We start from the raw sequence: 17,161 nt of genomic DNA on the forward strand, positions 1-17,161 counted from the left end.
GCCGCGGAACATGGCGTCCCGGAGGGCGAAGACATCGGTGGCGGCGGCCAGCTCGCGCAGCAGCCGCAGCGTCTCGTCGGTGATCAGGTGCTTGGAGTAGTCGACGTACAGATCACCCACCCGGAGGGTGTACCCGGTGCCGCGTCCGGGGTCTGTGGTGAACAGCTCCCGCAGGTGCGTCTCGCCCAGCTCCTCGCGGTGCTTGGCCAGTGCGGTCCATTCGGGTGTCTGGTTGAGCCTGGTACGGCCGTCTGCGTTCATTTCGGACTTCCGCCTTCTTTCCTGCCAGTCCCTGCTGCGTGTCCCTGCCGCGTGTCCCTGCCGCGTCTTGCCCCGCTGCCGGTCCCAACCTAATTGATCAGCGGTTGCCCTGACCTGTCGTCGGCATGGAGCCCGGGTATCAGCGCGGCGACGGACAGGACGAAGCAGGCGGCGGCGAGCAGCGCCGGGGTGTTCGCGCCCCAGGCGGCGGCGACGGCTCCGCCCAGGAGCGCGCCCACCGGCGCGCCGGCCACGCCCAGGGTCCGGAAGGCCGAGCTGACCCGGCCCAGCATTTCGGCGGGGCTGCGTCGCTGCATCAGCGTCTGTGAACTGACGTTCCACACCATGCCCATGAACCCGAACACGGCCAGCGTCGCCGCCAGCACGGGCAGGCTGCGCACCGAGCCCATCACGATGAGCGCCCCGGTCTGCACGGTCCCGGCGAGGAGCATCCCGCGCGCGTACCCCGTACGGGCGACCAGGCGGCGATGGACCGCTCCCCCGGCCAGCGAGCCGACGGTGTACGCGGTGATCACCGCCGCGTACCCGGTCGTGCCCGCGTCGAGCCAACCGGTGACCAGGAGGACGAGGGTCGCGATGAGGGCGCCCATGCCGATGTTGCACAGGGCGGTGGCGGCGCACAGTCCGCGCAGCAGTCGGTCCCGGGCGAGGGCGCGCAGCCCCTCGGCTATCTCCCTGCGCAGGGTGCTGCCGGCCGCTCTGGGTTCCCGCTGCCGGGGCGCGGCCGGCCGCAGCGAGGCCACCAGCGCGGCGGCGGCCAGGAAGGTGGCGGCGTCGACCGCGAAGGGGGCGGCGACACCCGCCGTGAGCAGCAGGGCGACGACCGGCCCGCCCAGCAGTCCGCCGGCGACGCGCTGTCCGGTCAGCAGGCGGGCGTTGGCGCTGCCCAGTTCGTCGGGGCCCACCAGGGTGGGCAGCAGGGCGGTGGCCGCGTTGTCGAAGAGGGTCTGGAGGGTGGTCAGGGCGAAGGCCAGGGCGATGAGCAGCGCGATGGAGCCGTGGCCGAGGCCCACGGCCACCGCGAAGCCCGCGACCGCCAGTCCGCGTACCGCGTCGACGGCCCACATGGCGCGCCGCTGGTCCACCCGGTCGGCGACCGCGCCGCCGAGCAAGCCGAAGACGAGCCAGGGCAGATAGCCGCAGGCGGTGACCGAGGCGATGAGCAGGGGGTCGTCGGTCAGCGACACGGCCAGCAAGGGCAGCGCGGCCGTGCGCAGCGCGTCGCCGAAGGAGGAGAGCACCGCGGCGCTCCACAGCCGCCCGAACCCCCCGCGCCACGCGGGCGCGCACTCGCCCGCCGCCTCGACCGTCGCCATGCCCGTCCCCCCACGATTCGTCCGATGCACAAACCGTAGACGGCACCACTGACAACGGACCGCGAGCGGCGGCTGGGCCGAGGCGCGGAACGGACCCGGCCGGGCACCTCGTGGGCACCCGGCCGGTGTCGACTCCTAGATCTCGCCCCGCAGTTTGGCGAGCGCCTCGGCGAGGATCGCCTCGCCGTCGGCGTCGCTGCGCCGTTCGCGCACGTACGCCAGGTGGGTCTTGTAGGGCTCGGTGCGCGGTGGGTCCGGCGGGTTGTCCCGGTCCTGTCCGGCGGGGAAGCCACAGCGGGGGCAGTCCCACGTGTCGGGCACCTGCGCGTCGCTGGCGAAGCTCGGCTGTGTCTCGTGCCCGTTGGAGCACCAGAAGGAGATGCGCAGACGCGGCGCGGACTCGCCGCGCTCGGCCTCGCCCATCGGCCCCGCTCCGACCCGGCTTCCCCGGATCGCGTTGCCACTTGCCACGGTCGTAACTCCCTGCGTGATGGTGCCGCAAAGCGAGTCGGCGTTTCGCTTCGCTGCGAGCGCCTCAGTCTACGTAAGGCCCAACGCGCGTCCAGTGATGGGAGTTACCGGCCTCACACCAAGACGCAAGCCCATCAAGACGCACGCCCCATGATAGGCCGCGCTCAGGAGCGCGTACCGAACATGGGGCGTTACGTGAAGAACTGCGAAGTGTGCCGCGGGTGCGTCCTGGTCAGGTGTTCGCCTTCATCAGGAGGGCGAGGACGATGATGCACGCGAACCAGAGCAGACCGACCACCACGGTGATCCGGTCGAGGTTGCGCTCGGCGACCGAGGAGCCGCCGACGGACGACTGCATGCCGCCACCGAACATGTCGGAGAGGCCGCCGCCCTTCCCCTTGTGCATCAGCACCAGCAGCATCAGCAGCAGGCTGAAGACGATCAGGGCGATCGAGAACCCCAAAACCACGGCTGGACCAACTTCCTCGGATTCGGATGGACGACAGGGGCACAGCCACCGGGCTGTGCCCCCGCAAGGGTACGACGGATCCCGCCTACCAGGAACTCACTGGTCGCGGAAGCGGACGATCTTGACGAACTCGTCGGCGTCCAGCGAGGCCCCGCCGACCAGGGCGCCGTCGATGTCGGCCTGCGCCATGATCTCGGCGACGTTGCCCGACTTGACCGAGCCGCCGTACTGGATGCGGACCTGGTCGGCCAGCTCCTGGGAGTACAGCTCGGCGAGCTTGCCGCGGATCGCCGCGCAGACCTCCTGCGCGTCCTCGGCGCCGCAGACCTTGCCGGTGCCGATGGCCCACACGGGCTCGTAGGCGATCACGACCGTCTCGGCCTGCTCGGCCGGGAGGTCCTTGAGACCGCCCTCGACCTGGGCGAGGGTGTGGGCGACGTGGTTGCCCGCGTCGCGGACCTCCAGCTCCTCGCCGACGCACAGGATCGGGGTCAGGCCGTGCTTGTAGGCGGCCTTGACCTTGGCGTTCACCTGCTCGTCGGTCTCGGCGTGGTACTGCCGCCGCTCGCTGTGGCCGATCGCGACGTACGTGCACTTCAGCTTGGCGAGCATCGGGCCGGAGATCTCGCCGGTGTAGGCGCCGCCGTCGTGCGCCGAGATGTCCTGGGCGCCGTACTTGATCTTGAGCTTGTCCCCGTCGACCAGGGTCTGCACCGAGCGCAGGTCGGTGAAGGGCGGCAGGACGGCGACCTCGACGGCCTCGTAGTCCTTGTCCGCGAGGGCGAAGGCGAGCTTCTGGACGTGGGCGATGGCCTCCAGGTGGTTGAGGTTCATCTTCCAGTTGCCCGCCATCAGCGGCGTGCGAGTGGTCATGCGGGGTCAGTCCTCCAGTGCGGCGAGACCGGGGAGCGTCTTGCCCTCGAGGTATTCGAGGGAGGCGCCGCCGCCGGTCGAGATGTGTCCGAATGCCTTTTCGTCGAAGCCGAGCGTGCGGACGGCCGCGGCGGAGTCGCCGCCGCCGACCACGGAGAAGCCCGGGGCCTCGACGAGGGCCTGGGCGACCGCCTTGGTGCCCTCGGCGTAGTCGGGGTGCTCGAAGACGCCCATGGGGCCGTTCCAGAAGACGGTGGCCGCGTCGGCGAGCTTCGAGGCGTACAGCTTGCGGGTCTCGGGACCGATGTCCAGGCCCTCCTGGTCGGCGGGGATGGCGTCCGCGGCGACGGTGGAGGGGTGGGCCGGGGCCTTGGTCTTCAGGTCCGGGAACTCGGTCGACACCAGCACGTCGACGGGGAGCACCAGCTCCACGCCGTTCTTCTCGGCGCGCTCGATGTACTCCTGGACGGCCGGGATCTGGTCCTCCTGGAGGAGGGAGATGCCGACCTCGTACCCCTTGGCCTTGAGGAAGGTGTACGCCATGCCGCCGCCGATGAGCAGCCGGTCGGCCTTGCCGAGCAGCTGGTCGATGACGGCGAGCTTGTCGGAGACCTTGGCGCCGCCGAGCGCGACGACGTAGGGGCGCTGGACGTCGTCGGTGAGCTTCTTCAGGACGCCGACCTCGGTGGCGATGAGGTGGCCGGCGTAGTGCGGCAGCTTCTTCGGCAGGTCGAAGACGGAGGCGTGCTTGCGGTGCACGGCGCCGAAGCCGTCACCGACGTACACGTCCGCGAGGCCCGCGAGCCTGTCCGCGAAGGCGGCGCGCTCGGCGTCGTCCTTGCTGGTCTCGCCGGCGTTGAAGCGCAGGTTCTCGATGACGGCGACCTGCCCGTCGGCGAGGCCGGAGACGACGGCCTCGGCGGCGGTGCCGACGGTGTCCTCGGCGAAGGCCACGTCGGCGCCGAGCAGCTCACCGAGGCGGGCGGCGGCGGGGGCGAGGGAGAAGGCGGGGTCCGGGGCGCCCTTGGGGCGGCCCAGGTGCGAGGCGACGATCACGCGCGCGCCCGCCTCGGCCAGGGCCTTGACGGTGGGCAGCACGGCGCGGATGCGGCCGTCGTCGGTGATGGTGGTGCCGCCCAGCGGCACGTTCAGGTCGGCGCGGACGAAGACGCGCTTGCCCGCGACGCCTTCGGAGAGCAGTTCGTCGATCGTCTTCATACAGCAACTCCTGGGGCTGGTGATCGCTCGTGATCCTACGAGGGCCGGTCGTACCGGACGCGCGTCAGGGCCCGGACGGCGCGCACACCGTCCGAGCCCTGCCGGCGCATCGAGAATGCCTGCTCAGTGGGTCAGAGCTGGTTGCCGACGAAGACCGTGAGGTCGACGAGGCGGTTGGAGTAGCCCCACTCGTTGTCGTACCAGCCGAGGATCTTCACCGTGTTGCCTTCCTGGACCATGGTCAGGGAGGCGTCGAAGGTGCAGGACGACGGGTCGCTGACGATGTCCGAGGAGACGATCTCGTCCTCGGTGTAGGTCAGGTAGCCCTTGAGGTCGCCGTCGTCGGCGGCCTTCTTGAACGCGGCGTTGACCTCGTCCTTGGTGACCTCGCGCTGGAGCGTGACGACCAGGTCGGTGGCCGAGCCGGTCGGGACCGGGACGCGCATGGCGATGCCGTCCAGCTTGCCCTTGAGCTGCGGCAGGACCAGGGCGGTGGCCTTGGCGGCACCGGTGGTGGTCGGGATGATGTTCTCGGCGGCGGCACGGGCGCGGCGCAGGTCCTTGTGCGGGAAGTCGAGGATGCGCTGGTCGTTCGTGTACGCGTGCACCGTCGTCATCAGGCCCTTGACGATGCCGAAGTTCTCGTCGAGGACCTTGGCCATCGGCGCCACACAGTTGGTGGTGCAGGAGGCGTTGGAGATGACGTGGTGGTTCGCCGGGTCGTACTTGTCCTGGTTGACGCCCATCACGATGGTGATGTCCTCGTCCTTGGCCGGAGCCGAGATGAGGACCTTCTTGGCGCCACCGGCGATGTGCTTCTCGGCGTCGGCCTTCTTGGTGAAGATGCCGGTCGACTCGATCACGATGTCGACGCCCAGCTCGCCCCACGGGATGTCGGCGGGGTTGCGCTCGGCCAGCACCTTGATCGTTTTGCCGTCGACGGTGATGGTGTCCGCCGTGTGCGACACCTCGGCCTTGAGGCGTCCGAGGATGGTGTCGTACTTCAGCAGGTGGGCGGTGGTCGCGGTGTCACCCAGGTCGTTGACAGCCACGATCTCGATGTCTGCACCCTGCTCCAGCAGCGCGCGGAAGTAGTTACGACCGATGCGGCCAAAGCCGTTGATGCCTACGCGGATCGTCACGAACCGATCTCCTCGTTGGTACGTCGGCGGCTCGACGCCGACGAGCTGTATGGGATGTCCCCGACCGCCTCCGACCCTACCTCTCCGACGGCCCCGGGGTGACATCGAGAGGGCCGTCCACGGCATGGCGTTCCGTACCCGCCGGTACGGGTACGGAACACCATGTGAGCGGGTGACTGATCACCTGATTTCGCGACAAGGCGTCAGCCCCTCGCCGACCGGTTCGTCACTCGTCCAGGGCACTCAGTGCCGTGCCGAGCAGCGCTGTCCGGTCAGCCGCCGAGGTGAGGTGTTCCAGGCCGAAGCCGAGCAGCACGGTGTCGTCCGTGGTGACGGCTCCGTAGGTCCGGAACAGGGTTCCGGCACGGGTCCAGTCCCGCGGCGCGGCCGGGCTGCCCTCGGGCGGCCCGGGTACCCGCCAGACGCCGAGCGACGCCTCGAAGCCCTCGGTCCCGGCCGCCGTGCCGTCCACGACCAGGGACGCCTCGTCGGCCAGGACGCCCCGGCCGCCGGTGCCGGGGTCGGTGACGTAGCTGATCGACACCTCGACACTCTTCCCGGCGTACGCGCTCAGGTCGAAGGAGACCTGCCGCCAGCCGCTGGAGGAGCCGGTGAGGGCGTTCCAGGACCCGGTGGTGCCGGTCGCGGCGCAGCCGTCGTCGGTGAGGGTCAGGTAGTGCTCCAGCCAGGGGTGCTCGGCCAGGTAGTAGCCGGCCGAGCAGTCCGCCGGTACGGCGGTGCCGGTGGCACCGCCCGCCTCCGGGAGCGTCGTCCAGTCGTCGCCGCCCGCCGTGCGGGCCTCGATCAGCACGTTGTCGTAGCCGTCCTCGGTGTCCCACAGCAGCTGGGTGCGCAGCGTGGGCGCCTGGCCGGCCGTGGTGCCGGTGAGATCGACGGTGCGGGTGAGGCGCTTGTAGGCGTCGTCGGTGTGGACGGCGGCGGCCATCCAGTCGCCCGCGTAGGGCCCGTACGGGTTGGCCGTCCCGGCGAACTGTCCCGCGCCCTCGCTCGCGAACTGCGGGTAGGTCCCGACCGGCAGCTGGTCCGAGGTCACGCTGTAGGTGCCGGCCCGGTCCAGCGGGTTGCCGGGCGCGGCGCCGAGCGGGCCGCCGGTGCCGTCGAGCGCGCCGGAGCCGGTGAAGGCGCCGGCCCCGGAGGTGGCGGTGCGGGTGTAGGCGCCCAGGTAGTACTGGCTGAAGTCGTCCGACAGGTTGCCGCCGCCGAGGTCGACGCTGCCGCCGGCCTCTTCGCCCGCCTCGATCAGTTTGCCGCCCTCGTTGAGGAAGGCGCGCAGCTGCAGCTGGGCGGCGTTGCCGGGGGTGGCGGCGCCGGTGTGGTGGACGACGGTGTCGAAGTGGGAGAGGACACCGAGCGCGTCGGGCGGGCCCTGCGACGCGACGTCCCATACGGCGGCCCGGTGGCCGTTGGCCTTGAGCGCGTCCACGTAGGTCTGTGCCTGCGCGGCTCGGGCGCCCTCCTCGGCGACGACGAGGACGTCGGCGCGGGGCCGTTCGGCGATCGTGTAGGTGAAGTGCTCGCTGGTGACCCGCTTGCCCTGTCTGCTCTCGCCGGTGAACCAGACCTCGACCTCGTCGCCCGGTGCGCCGTCCTTCACCTCGGCGCGGTACTCGTCGAAGTAGAGGTTGTCCTCGCCGCCGTAGGTCTCGCCGCCCTTCCAGGGTCGCAGCGCGGTGTCGTGGACGCGGCCGCCGTTGACGCGGTACTTCAGCTCCTTGTCGCGCACCGACTTGCGGGCGACGACCGCGACCTCCTGGTCGGCGCCGCGGGAGTAGGAGGTGGTGAACGCCTTAGGGGTGAAGTCCGCGGCCCGCAGACCGACCGCCGAGGACGGCCGGTCGGGGTGGGAGGCGGTCTCGGCGACGGAGAGCGCGAAGGGGACGTTCTTCTCGAACTCCTGCTGGATCAGCGTCTCGTCGTCCGGGAAGTTGAAGACCGACTGGCAGTCGCCCGCGTTCCACTCGTCGTCGGGGTCGGCGTCCGAGACCGTCTGACAGGTCGACATCTCAGGGGTGAACATCGCCATGCCGTTGACGTTGGCGGCGTGTCCGTCCGCCTCGCCGTTGGTGGTGTACAGCTCCGAGGAGACCTGGGGCCGGTAGCCGGGGATCGCGGAGTCGCCGGGGGTGCCGGCGAGGGCCCGGTAGAGGACGTCGTCGGGGCTGTCGGTGGCGACCTGCCAGCCGACGCCGTAGAGGAGGAGTTCGGCGGCGGAGTGGTAGTTGATGCCGTACGTGAAGCCGATCCGCTTCTCGAAGGCGTCCAGGGCCTGGGTCTCGGGCTCGGAGTTCGGGCCGGCGCCGCGGTAGGTCTGGCTGGTGGGGTTGGGGGACGAGCCCTCGTCGTCGTAGCCCCACTTGTAGGCGAAGTTGCGGTTGAGGTCGACGCCGTCACCGGTGCTGATGGCGCCGTCGCCGTTGACGTCGCGCAGGTTCTTGCGCCACAGGCGGTTGTCGGTGCTCTCGAAGGTGTAGTCGTAGCCGTCGGGGTTGGCCGAGAGCAGGAACCACAGTTCGGTGGAGTCGACGATCTTCTTGACGCGCGGGTCGGTCTTGTAGTTGTCCAGGTAGTGGTGCATCAGCCGCCGGGTCATCTCGGGGGTGATCCACTCGCGGGCGTGCTGGTTGGAGGCGTACAGGACCGACGGCTTGGTGCCGTCCTTCGTCTTCTTCGCACGCTTGGTGAGCTTCAGGGCGAGGATGTCCTGGCCTTTGACGGTCTTGCCGATGGAGACGACTTTGGTCAGGCCGGGGTTCTCCTGGGCGGTGCGGAGGATCTCCTCCTTCAGCCCTCCGCTGCCGCTGTACGGGCGGAAGACCCCGTCGGCGGCGGCCTCGGCGCGCTGTGCGGCGCGGACGGAGAGGGTGTGTTCGGTGAGGTCGACGCCCTGTTCGTCCAGCTTTCGGGCTTGCTGGTCGGTGAGGTAGACCTCGACGGAGGCCGTGCCCTTGTCGGGTACCTGCTCGCCGAGCTCATGGGCGTCCTGGCCGGCGGCCAGCAGGAGCGGCACCTGTCGCTGGGTCACCTCGGCGCGGAAGACCTTCACTTCCTGCGGGTCCGGGGCCGGGTCCGGCGCTGCCGGCTGCGCCTGGGCGACGGGTGCGAAGCCGGCTGCGCCGATCAGGAGTGTGCCGACGGCGAGGATCGATCTCGCTCTGTGTCGTGCGGGTCGTCCGGGTTGTCCCTGTCTCATGAACCCCCCTAGCGGTGGTTCGCCACAGCAGCGAACAGGTTGCCAGGCTCATGACACTCGATGATCGAGTCAAGAGCACCGTCACGACACGCGGTCGCCGGTGCGGACCACCCAAGTGGCGGTCGGCACGGCCGCGGGCGTCCCTTCGAGGCGGGCGGGCGGGCGGTTGCGGCGGAGGGGAGGCGTCTCCTCGGGCCGGGCGGTCCCGGCGTTTCGGCGGTCCCGGCGGTCTCGGCGGTTTCGGCACTTCGGCCGGGGCGTGGCCACCCGGGGGGGCGGCGCAGCCTCCGGTCCCGGCGGTCTCGGCACTTCGGCCGAGGCGTGGCCACCCGGGGGGGGCGGCGCGGCCTAACCGACCAGCTCCCGGCGAGCGGGGGCAGCGGCGCGGCCTGCGGCCGAAGGCCTACGGTGACCGGGGGCAACGGCGCGGCCTCCGACCGACCTCCGGTGACCCGGGGGCGTCGGCGCGGCCTGCGGCCGGCCTCCGGTGACCGAGGCAGCGGCGCGGCCTCCCGACCGGCCTCCGGCGGCCGGGGCTCGCTCCGTCGGCAGTGGTCGGCGTCGGCTGCTCCCGGTCGCCTCGCGCCGGCTTGGTGGCACGGCGTCCGGTCAGCCCGCGAGGTTGTCCGCGAGATCCTCGGAAAGGTTGGCCTCGGTGCCCGGGATGCCGAGGTCGGCGGCCCGCTTGTCGGCCATGGCCAGCAGCCGGCGGATACGGCCCGCGACCGCGTCCTTGGTCAGCGGCGGGTCGGCGAGCGCGCCCAGCTCCTCCAGGGACGCCTGCTTGTGCTCCATCCGCAGCCGGCCGGCGGCCGCGAGGTGCTCGGGGACGTCGTCGGCGAGGATCTCCAGCGCACGCTGGACACGCGCACCGGCGGCGACGGCCGCGCGGGCGGAGCGGCGCAGGTTGGCGTCGTCGAAGTTGGCCAGCCGGTTGGCGGTGGCCCGGACCTCGCGACGCATCCGGCGCTCCTCCCAGGCCAGCACCGAGTCGTGCGCGCCGAGCCGAGTGAGCAGGGCTCCGATCGCGTCGCCGTCGCGGACGACGACCCGGTCCACACCGCGCACCTCACGGGCCTTCGCGGCGATCGACAGGCGGCGGGCGGCGCCGACCAGGGCGAGCGCGGCCTCGGGGCCGGGGCAGGTCACCTCCAGGGAGGAGGAGCGGCCGGGCTCGGTGAGCGAGCCGTGCGCCAGGAACGCCCCGCGCCAGGCGGCCTCCGCGTCGCAGGTGGCCCCCGAGACCACCTGCGGGGGCAGGCCGCGGATGGGGCGGCCCCGGCCGTCGACCAGGCCGGTCTGCCGGGCCAGCTGGTCACCGCCCGCGACGACCCGGACGACGTAGCGCGAGCCGCGGCGCAGTCCGCCCGGGGCCATCACGATCAGTTCCGAACTGTGGCCGAAGATCTCCAGGATGTCCCGCTTGAGCCGCCGGGCCGCCGCCGAGGTGTCCAGCTCCGCCTCGATCACGATGCGTCCGCTCACCAGGTGAAGGCCGCCGGCGAACCGCAGAATGGCGGAGACCTCCGCCTTCCTGCAGCAGGTCCGGGTGACGGGGAGCCGCGCAATCTCGTCCTTCACCGCTGCCGTCATCGCCATGGGCCGATCCTTCCATGCATCCGAAAAATACGGTCGTACGCGGCGGCCAGCAGCTCCGGATCGTGCCTCGGGGTTCCGTCGGTCCGGGCGACCGGAGCCAGCTCGACCGCGGCGCCGAACCGTTTCGCGGCTTCGGTGAGCGAGTCACGGTCGGGCACGGCGGCCTCGTCGGCCAGCACCACGTCCAGGGCGAGTTTAGGGGCGTGTCGTCCCAAAACCTCCAAATGACGCTGCGGGGAGAAGCCCTCGGTTTCTCCGGGCTGCGGAGCGAGGTTCAACGAGAGCACCCGGCGGGCTTTGGTCTCGGTGAGCGCGTCCAGCAGATCGGGCACCAGCAGGTGCGGGATGACCGAGGAGAACCACGACCCGGGACCGAGCACCACCCAGTCGGCGTCGAGGACCGCGTCGACCGCCTCGGGGACCGCGGGCGGATCGGCCGGCACCAGGTGCACCGACTGCACCTCGCCGGGCGTGAGCGCCACGGTCGCCTGTCCCCGGACGGTGTCCACGTCCTCGGGCCGGTCCGGGTCGTGGCCCTTGACCAGGGCCTGGAGTTCCAGCGGCACCGCGGACATGGGCAGCACCCGCCCGTGCGCGCCGAGCAGCTTGCCGACCAGGTCCAGGGCCATGACGTGGTCGCCGAGCTGCTCCCACAGGGCGACGATCAGCAGGTTGCCGACCGCGTGTTCGTGCAGGTCGCCCTTGGACTGGAAGCGGTGCTGGATGACCCGGGCCCAGGTCTGGCCCCAGTCGTCGTCGCCGCACAGCGCGGCCAGCGCCTTGCGCAGGTCGCCGGGCGGCAGCACCCCCAGCTCGTCGCGGAGCCGGCCGCTGGAGCCGCCGTCGTCGGCGACCGTGACGACGGCGGTGAGGGCGCCGGTGATCCGGCGCAGCGCGGCGAGCGAGGCGGACAGGCCCATGCCGCCGCCGAGGGCGACGACCTTGGGCTGGGCGCCCCGGCGGCGCGGCTTGCCGCCCCGGGCCTCGGCGGGGCGGCTGCCGCGTCCCTCGGGCACCGCCCGGTCCAGTCTGCCCAGCCTGCTCAGCCGCGGAGTACGTCCTGTCATTCCCGTCCCATGTCCCGGTGTACGACCACCGTCTCCACGCCCTCGGCCACGAGCCGGGCGGCGAGCTTCTCCGACATGGCGACGGAACGGTGCTTGCCGCCGGTGCAGCCGACGGCGATGGTCACATAGCGCTTGCCCTCACGACGGTAGCCCGCGGCCACCAGCTGGAGGAGTTCGGCGTAGCGGTCCAGGAACTCCTTGGCCCCCGGCTGGTTGAGCACGTACGACGACACCTCCTCGTTCAGGCCGGTGAAGGGGCGCAGTTCCGGGACCCAGTGGGGGTTGGGCAGGAACCGCATGTCCACCACCAGGTCGGCGTCGACCGGCAGGCCGTACTTGAAGCCGAAGGACATGACGGTGGCCCGCAGCTCGGGCTCCTCCTCGCCGGCGAACTGGGCGTCCATCTTGGCGCGCAGCTCGTGCACGTTGAGGCTGGAGGTGTCGATCACCAGGTCGGCGTCGCCGCGCAGCTCGCGCAGCAGCTCGCGCTCGGCGGCGATGCCGTCGACGATGCGTCCGTCGCCCTGGAGGGGGTGCGGGCGGCGCACCGACTCGAAGCGGCGCACCAGGGCGTCGTCGGAGGACTCCAGGAAGACGATGCGCCGGGTGACACCCCGGGCGTCGAGGTCGGCCAGCGATTCGCGCAGGTTGTCGAAGAAGCGGCGTCCGCGCACGTCGACGACGACTGCGATCCGGGCCACGTTGCCCTGGGAGCGGGCGCCCAGCTCGACCATGGTGGGGATCAGCGCGGGCGGCAGGTTGTCGACGACGAACCAGCCGAGGTCCTCCAGACACTTGGCGGCCGTCGACCGGCCGGCCCCGGACATGCCGGAGATGATCACCAGCTCGGGGATGGCCGCCTCGGGGACCCCGGCCGGCTCGCTGCCCGTACTCACCTGTGCTCCGTCTTCCTGGCGTGCGTCTTGCTCGTGGTGCTCGTCGTCCTCACCCCGCTCGTGAGGCTCCTCCTGTTCGTGTTCGAAGCGTTCGAGGCGTTTGAGGTCTTCGGGGTGATCATCGCCCCTCTTCTTGTGCGCCGCCTGGCTCTCCGCTGGGTTTTCCGCCTGACGTGCTTCCCGCTCGGTCATCTCTCCTGCCCCCGTCGTTCGTCCGCGGGGCCCGCGATCACGGGCTCCCCCAGGGTGTCCGCCGTCGTCTCGGACACCCCGGCCGTCTCGTCTGCGTCATCCATGATCTCTCCGGTCGCCGTGTTCACGGCGGGTGCGGCCGGGGCCGCGACGGCGAGCGCCGCCGCGACGGTCTCGGCCGTCTTCCGGCCTATGCCGGGTACTTCGCAGATCTGGTCGACGGTCGCCGACCGCAGCTTCTTCAGCGAACCGAAGTGCTTGACCAGTGCCTGTTTACGGGTCTCACCCAGACCCGGCACGTCGTCCAGGGGGCTGGCACGGAAACGCTTGGCGCGCTTGGTGCGCTGGTAGGTGATCGCGAAGCGGTGGGCCTCGTCGCGGACCCGCTGGAGCAGGTACAGGCCCTCACTGGTGCGGGGCAGGACCACCGGGTCGTCCTCACCGGGCACCCAGACCTCCTCCAGCCGCTTGGCGAGACCGCACACCGCGATGTCGTCGATGCCCAGCTCGTCGAGGGCCCGCTGGGCCGCGGCGACCTGGGGCTGCCCGCCGTCGACGACGACCAGCTGCGGCGGGTAGGCGAAGCGCTTGGGGCGGCCGTCGTCGTCCTTCAGGTCCTGACCGGCCCGGAGCGCCTCCCCGTCCGGCAGGGCCTCGTCGGCGGCCGGTTCCTCGACCCACTCGCCGGTCTTCTCCTTCGCAGCGAGGTAGCGCCGGAAACGGCGGGTGATCACCTCATGCATGGAACGGACGTCGTCCTGCCCCTGGCCGTGCCACAGCTGTGTGTCTCCGGCACGGCCCTTGATCTGGAAGCGGCGGTACTCGCTCTTGCGGGCGAGCCCGTCCTCGAAGACGACCATGGAGGCCACGACGTCGTCGCCCTGGAGGTGCGAGATGTCGTAGCACTCGATGCGCAAGGGGGCGCTGTCCAGGCCGAGGGCCTCGGCGATCTCCTCAAGGGCACGCGAGCGTGTGGTCAGGTCGGAGGCGCGCTTGGTCTTGTGCAGGACCAGCGACTGCTGGGCGTTGCGCTGCACCGTCTCCATCAGGGCCTTCTTGTCGCCACGCTGCGGGATGCGCAGCGACACGCCCGAGCCGCGGCGGTCGGTGAGCCACTGCTGGACGGGCTCCACCGGGTCGGGCAGGGCCGGGACCAGGACCTCCTTGGGAACGGCGTCGCCCTTCTCCTCGCCGTAGAGCTGCTGGAGGGCGTGCTCGACGAGGGCGCCGGTGGTGATCTCCTCGACCTTGTCGGTCACCCAGCCGCGCTGGCCGCGTACGCGCCCGCCGCGCACGTGGAAGATCTGGACGGCCGCCTCCAGCTCGTCCTCGGCGACGGCGATCAGGTCGGCGTCGGTCGCGTCGGCGAGCACGACCGCGCTCTTCTCCATGGCCTTCTTCAGGGCGCCGATGTCGTCGCGCAGGCGGGCCGCCCGCTCGTACTCCATCTCCTCGGCCGCCTCGGCCATCTGCCGTTCCAGGCGCCGCAAGTAGGTGCCGGTGCGCCCGGCCATGAAGTCACAGAACTCCTCGGCGAGCTCCTGGTGGTCCTCGGCGGAGATCCGCTCCACGCAGGGCGCCGAGCATTTGCCGATGTAGCCGAGCAGGCAGGGGCGGCCGGTGCGGGCGGCGTTCTTGAAGACGCCGGCCGAGCAGGTGCGTACCGGGAAGACGCGCAGCAGGAGGTCGACCGTGTCGCGGATCGCCCAAGCGTGTCCGTACGGGCCGAAGTAGCGCACGCCCTTCTTCTTGTGGCCGCGCATCACCTGGACCCGGGGGAACTCCTCGTTCATCGTCACCGCGAGGTAGGGGTAACTCTTGTCGTCGCGGTATTTGACGTTGAACCGGGGGTCGTACTCCTTGATCCAGGAGTACTCCAGCTGGAGCGCCTCGACCTCCGTGGACACCACCGTCCACTCCACGGACGCGGCCGTGGTGACCATGGAGCGGGTGCGGGGGTGCAGGTTCGCCAGGTCCTGGAAGTAGCTGGCCAGGCGCTGGCGCAGGCTTTTCGCCTTTCCGACGTAGATCACCCTGCGGTGCTCGTCACGGAACCTGTACACCCCGGGCGAGTCCGGGATCTGTCCCGGACTGGGGCGGTAGCTGGAGGGGTCGGCCATGACTCACACCCTACTGGCGAGGGCCGACAGACCGTCCGGCCTGTGGATAACGTGCCGGGCGCCCGTCGGCCGCGCCGGGTCCCACCGTGAGGGGGGCTGTGCCGCGGTCCCGTGGCGGGATGGCGGACGTCCGGCCGGAAGTGTTGTCGGGGCTTGGTCAACACGCTTCAATGCGGGGGAACTCGGGGACCCTGGCACGCGGCACAGGGGACGGGGCCCGCGCCGTGCCGGGGGCGGTCCCGGCCGATGCGCGCCCGGGCGGCCGAGCGGCCGGGGCGTACCGTCACAGAGAGGTTTCCGCATGCCGCACGCCACCCAGCACTCGGACGCCGCCACCGCGGAGCTCGACTCCGCCCTGCGCGGCGGCCCCTTCCACCTCGCGCTGCGGACCGCGATCGCCGCCCGGGGGCTGCCGCTCCAGCGGGTGCAGCACCATCTGTCGCGGCACGGGGTGAAGGTCGGCGTCACCAGCCTGAGCTACTGGCAGCAGGGGGCGCGGCGTCCGCAGCGCCCGGAGTCGCTGCGGGCCGTGCGGGCGTTGGAGGAGATCCTCCGGCTGCCCGCGGAGTCGTTGCTCAGGCTGCTCGCCGAGAGCGACGGGCCCCCGCCGGCGCGGCGGGCCGGAGCGAGGGACTCCGGTGTTCTCGGCCGACTGCTGGCCGAGCTGGACCAGCCGCCGGACGACGGGCTGGACACCGTCGGGCACCACGAACGGGTGCGGATCGGTCCCCGCCGCGAGCTGGCGGGACGCGAGGACCAGCACATAGTCCGCGCCCTGCGGGACGGCGTCGACCGCTTCGTGGCCGTCCACCAGGGTGATCCGGGATGCGCACCGGAACGGATGACCGTCCACGCGCTGGAGAACTGCCGCGCGGGACGCGTCCGCAGGCACCACGACTCGGGAGTGCTGGTGGCCGAGCTGCTCTTCGACACCCGACTGCGGGCCGGTGACACCTGTCTCTTCCGGTACGCCGTCGAGGACGGCACGGCGGAGCCGTCCCACGAGTACGCGCGGTTGTTCGACATCGCGGGCGGACAGTACGCCCTCCAGGTCCGGTTCGACGCCGCCGCCCTCCCGGCCCGCTGCCACCGCTTCACCCGGCCGTCGCCGACGGGCCCGCGCGGCTCACGGCGCGACCTCTTCCTCGGCGACCGGCACCACTCGGTGCATCTGGTGGAACCCCGGGTGCGGCCCGGGGTGATGGGCATCGGGTGGGAGTGGACGTGAGCGGACCGGGCCGGTTCCTGCCGGCTCCTGTCTGAAACGATCAGTCAGTCGCCGGTCCGTCCGTCGAGGAGTTCGCGCACGATGTCGATGTGCCCGTTGTGCCGCGACGTCTCCTCTATGAGGTGGAGCATGATCCAGCGGAGGTCCACGTGACGGCCGTCACGGATGGGACGCCGCGCCCTCTCGCTCAGGTCGTGTCCGGCCAGCAGGTCACGGTAGCGGGCGCTCTGCTCCTCGTACTCGGCGAGCAGCCGGGGCAACGGGACGTCGACCGCCGTCCGCATCTCGGGATCGGGGTCGTCGGCGGTCGCCTCCGCGAACGGCCCCGAGAGTTCCTCTCCCAGGAACACCACTTGGACCCAGTAGTGCTCGACCCACCGCAGATGGCCGATCAGCCCGCACAGGGTCATCAGCGGCGACCCCGGGAGCGGGGCCCTGCGGGCGTCTTCCGCGGACACGTCCTCGCACTTGGCCCGCGCCGTGTCACGGGCGTAGTCCAGGAAGGTGGTCAGCTGCGTGCGCTCGTCCCAGGCGGGAGGCGTATCGGTTCGTCGGGTCATCGTGCGGAGCTTGCCGTGCCCCGTCAGGCGTGTCGAGCGATTAACGGACGCGTCAGACAACAGGCGTGTCAGACGCCGGGTCCCGCCACGATCCTGCCGTCACGGGCCTCGACCGGCAGTTCCTCCAGGGGGACGGTGGCCGGAGCGTGCAGTACCTCTCCGGTGCGGGGGTCGAACGCGCTGCCGTGGCAGGGGCAGACGAGCCGCTCCTCCTCCAGGCGGTCGATGGCGCACCCCGCGTGCGTGCAGACCGTGCTGTACGCCGTGAGGGAACCGTCCTCGGACCGGCCGACCACGACGTTGTGATCCCGGTACAGCTTGACGCTCCCCCGGGCCACCTCTCCCTCGGCACCGAGATCGACGGGCGCGGTCGGGGCCGCCGCGATGCCGCTCTCACCGCCCGGCCCGCAAGCGGTCGCGCCCAGTCCGGTGACGGATACGGCGGCCGCCGAGCACAGAACGGTACGACGGCTCGGGACGGGGCGGCCGGACATGGGTGTGTCTCCCCTGCTCAGGT

Annotated in this window: 14 protein-coding genes and 1 pseudogene; 1 reads left to right on the top strand and 14 read right to left on the bottom strand. The window is 71.4% G+C overall.

Features of this window, described 5'->3' with window-relative positions:
* The 12 genes and pseudogenes from J7I94_RS31955 to uvrC all read right to left on the bottom strand — a co-directional run.
* Positions 1 to 261, bottom strand: a pseudogene (locus J7I94_RS31955) (glucose-6-phosphate isomerase); the annotation flags it as partial.
* Positions 262 to 350: 89 nt separating this feature from the next.
* Positions 351 to 1,598, bottom strand: coding sequence for an MFS transporter (locus tag J7I94_RS31960; RefSeq protein WP_215172780.1), 1,248 nt, complete (start codon positions 1,596 to 1,598; stop codon positions 351 to 353).
* Between the two features lie 135 nt (positions 1,599 to 1,733).
* A complete protein-coding gene (locus J7I94_RS31965) occupies positions 1,734 to 2,069 on the bottom strand; it encodes an RNA polymerase-binding protein RbpA (protein WP_003957010.1) in 336 nt (111 codons plus the stop codon).
* A 232-nt stretch (positions 2,070 to 2,301) separates the two neighbouring features.
* On the bottom strand, positions 2,302 to 2,538 hold the full coding sequence (gene secG / locus J7I94_RS31970; RefSeq protein WP_215172783.1) for a preprotein translocase subunit SecG: 237 nt from the start codon (positions 2,536 to 2,538) through the stop codon (positions 2,302 to 2,304).
* Positions 2,539 to 2,634: 96 nt separating this feature from the next.
* On the bottom strand, positions 2,635 to 3,411 hold the full coding sequence (gene tpiA / locus J7I94_RS31975) for a triose-phosphate isomerase (RefSeq protein WP_215172785.1): 777 nt from the start codon (positions 3,409 to 3,411) through the stop codon (positions 2,635 to 2,637).
* A gap of 6 nt (positions 3,412 to 3,417) precedes the next feature.
* Positions 3,418 to 4,629 (bottom strand): phosphoglycerate kinase, encoded by a 1,212-nt coding sequence (gene pgk, locus J7I94_RS31980; RefSeq protein WP_215172787.1) that lies wholly within the window; start codon positions 4,627 to 4,629, stop codon positions 3,418 to 3,420.
* Between the two features lie 131 nt (positions 4,630 to 4,760).
* On the bottom strand, positions 4,761 to 5,771 hold the full coding sequence (gene gap, locus J7I94_RS31985; protein ID WP_215172789.1) for a type I glyceraldehyde-3-phosphate dehydrogenase: 1,011 nt from the start codon (positions 5,769 to 5,771) through the stop codon (positions 4,761 to 4,763).
* Positions 5,772 to 5,997: 226 nt separating this feature from the next.
* On the bottom strand, positions 5,998 to 8,982 hold the full coding sequence (locus J7I94_RS31990) for a M14 family metallopeptidase (RefSeq protein WP_215172791.1): 2,985 nt from the start codon (positions 8,980 to 8,982) through the stop codon (positions 5,998 to 6,000).
* A 609-nt stretch (positions 8,983 to 9,591) separates the two neighbouring features.
* Positions 9,592 to 10,581: a DNA-binding protein WhiA gene (gene whiA / locus J7I94_RS31995; protein ID WP_215172793.1), complete on the bottom strand. Its 990-nt coding sequence runs from the start codon at positions 10,579 to 10,581 to the stop codon at positions 9,592 to 9,594.
* Positions 10,572 to 11,648 carry a uridine diphosphate-N-acetylglucosamine-binding protein YvcK gene (gene yvcK / locus J7I94_RS32000; RefSeq protein ID WP_215172795.1) on the bottom strand — a complete coding sequence of 359 codons (1,077 nt, stop codon included), beginning with the start codon at positions 11,646 to 11,648 and terminating at the stop codon, positions 10,572 to 10,574. Before yvcK ends, whiA begins: the two co-directional genes overlap by 10 nt.
* The gene (gene rapZ / locus J7I94_RS32005) at positions 11,645 to 12,736 is read right to left on the bottom strand and encodes an RNase adapter RapZ (protein WP_215172797.1); all 1,092 of its coding nucleotides are present in this window, start codon (positions 12,734 to 12,736) and stop codon (positions 11,645 to 11,647) included. The genes yvcK and rapZ overlap by 4 nt, the downstream gene beginning before the upstream one ends.
* Positions 12,733 to 14,856: an excinuclease ABC subunit UvrC gene (gene uvrC / locus J7I94_RS32010; RefSeq protein WP_215172799.1), complete on the bottom strand. Its 2,124-nt coding sequence runs from the start codon at positions 14,854 to 14,856 to the stop codon at positions 12,733 to 12,735. The genes rapZ and uvrC overlap by 4 nt, the downstream gene beginning before the upstream one ends.
* 301 nt (positions 14,857 to 15,157) lie before the next feature.
* On the opposite strand from uvrC, the gene J7I94_RS32015 reads away from it, so the two are divergent.
* Positions 15,158 to 16,084, top strand: coding sequence for a hypothetical protein (locus tag J7I94_RS32015; protein WP_215172801.1), 927 nt, complete (start codon positions 15,158 to 15,160; stop codon positions 16,082 to 16,084).
* 44 nt (positions 16,085 to 16,128) lie between these two features.
* Here J7I94_RS32015 and J7I94_RS32020 read toward each other — a convergent pair whose 3' ends face one another.
* Positions 16,129 to 16,644: a DinB family protein gene (locus J7I94_RS32020; protein WP_215172803.1), complete on the bottom strand. Its 516-nt coding sequence runs from the start codon at positions 16,642 to 16,644 to the stop codon at positions 16,129 to 16,131.
* A 68-nt stretch (positions 16,645 to 16,712) separates the two neighbouring features.
* The gene (locus J7I94_RS32025) at positions 16,713 to 17,138 is read right to left on the bottom strand and encodes a ubiquinol-cytochrome c reductase iron-sulfur subunit (protein WP_215172805.1); all 426 of its coding nucleotides are present in this window, start codon (positions 17,136 to 17,138) and stop codon (positions 16,713 to 16,715) included.
* Between the last annotated feature and the right edge of the window lie 23 nt (positions 17,139 to 17,161).

The organism is Streptomyces sp. ISL-12 (genome assembly GCF_018614415.1).
Taxonomy (GTDB): Bacteria; Actinomycetota; Actinomycetes; order Streptomycetales; family Streptomycetaceae; genus Streptomyces.

Excerpts from the sequence above, each read along its gene's own strand:
- J7I94_RS31960 (WP_215172780.1), bottom strand. The coding sequence starts at position 1,598 with ATGGCGACGGTCGAGGCGGCGGGCGAGTGCGCGCCCGCGTGGCGCGGG.
- tpiA (WP_215172785.1), bottom strand. The coding sequence starts at position 3,411 with ATGACCACTCGCACGCCGCTGATGGCGGGCAACTGGAAGATGAACCTC.
- pgk (WP_215172787.1), bottom strand. The coding sequence starts at position 4,629 with ATGAAGACGATCGACGAACTGCTCTCCGAAGGCGTCGCGGGCAAGCGC.
- J7I94_RS31990 (WP_215172791.1), bottom strand. The coding sequence starts at position 8,982 with ATGAGACAGGGACAACCCGGACGACCCGCACGACACAGAGCGAGATCG.
- whiA (WP_215172793.1), bottom strand. The coding sequence starts at position 10,581 with ATGGCGATGACGGCAGCGGTGAAGGACGAGATTGCGCGGCTCCCCGTC.
- yvcK (WP_215172795.1), bottom strand. The coding sequence starts at position 11,648 with ATGACAGGACGTACTCCGCGGCTGAGCAGGCTGGGCAGACTGGACCGG.
- rapZ (WP_215172797.1), bottom strand. The coding sequence starts at position 12,736 with ATGACCGAGCGGGAAGCACGTCAGGCGGAAAACCCAGCGGAGAGCCAG.
- uvrC (WP_215172799.1), bottom strand. The coding sequence starts at position 14,856 with ATGGCCGACCCCTCCAGCTACCGCCCCAGTCCGGGACAGATCCCGGAC.
- J7I94_RS32015 (WP_215172801.1), top strand. The coding sequence starts at position 15,158 with ATGCCGCACGCCACCCAGCACTCGGACGCCGCCACCGCGGAGCTCGAC.
- J7I94_RS32020 (WP_215172803.1), bottom strand. The coding sequence starts at position 16,644 with ATGACCCGACGAACCGATACGCCTCCCGCCTGGGACGAGCGCACGCAG.
- J7I94_RS32025 (WP_215172805.1), bottom strand. The coding sequence starts at position 17,138 with ATGTCCGGCCGCCCCGTCCCGAGCCGTCGTACCGTTCTGTGCTCGGCG.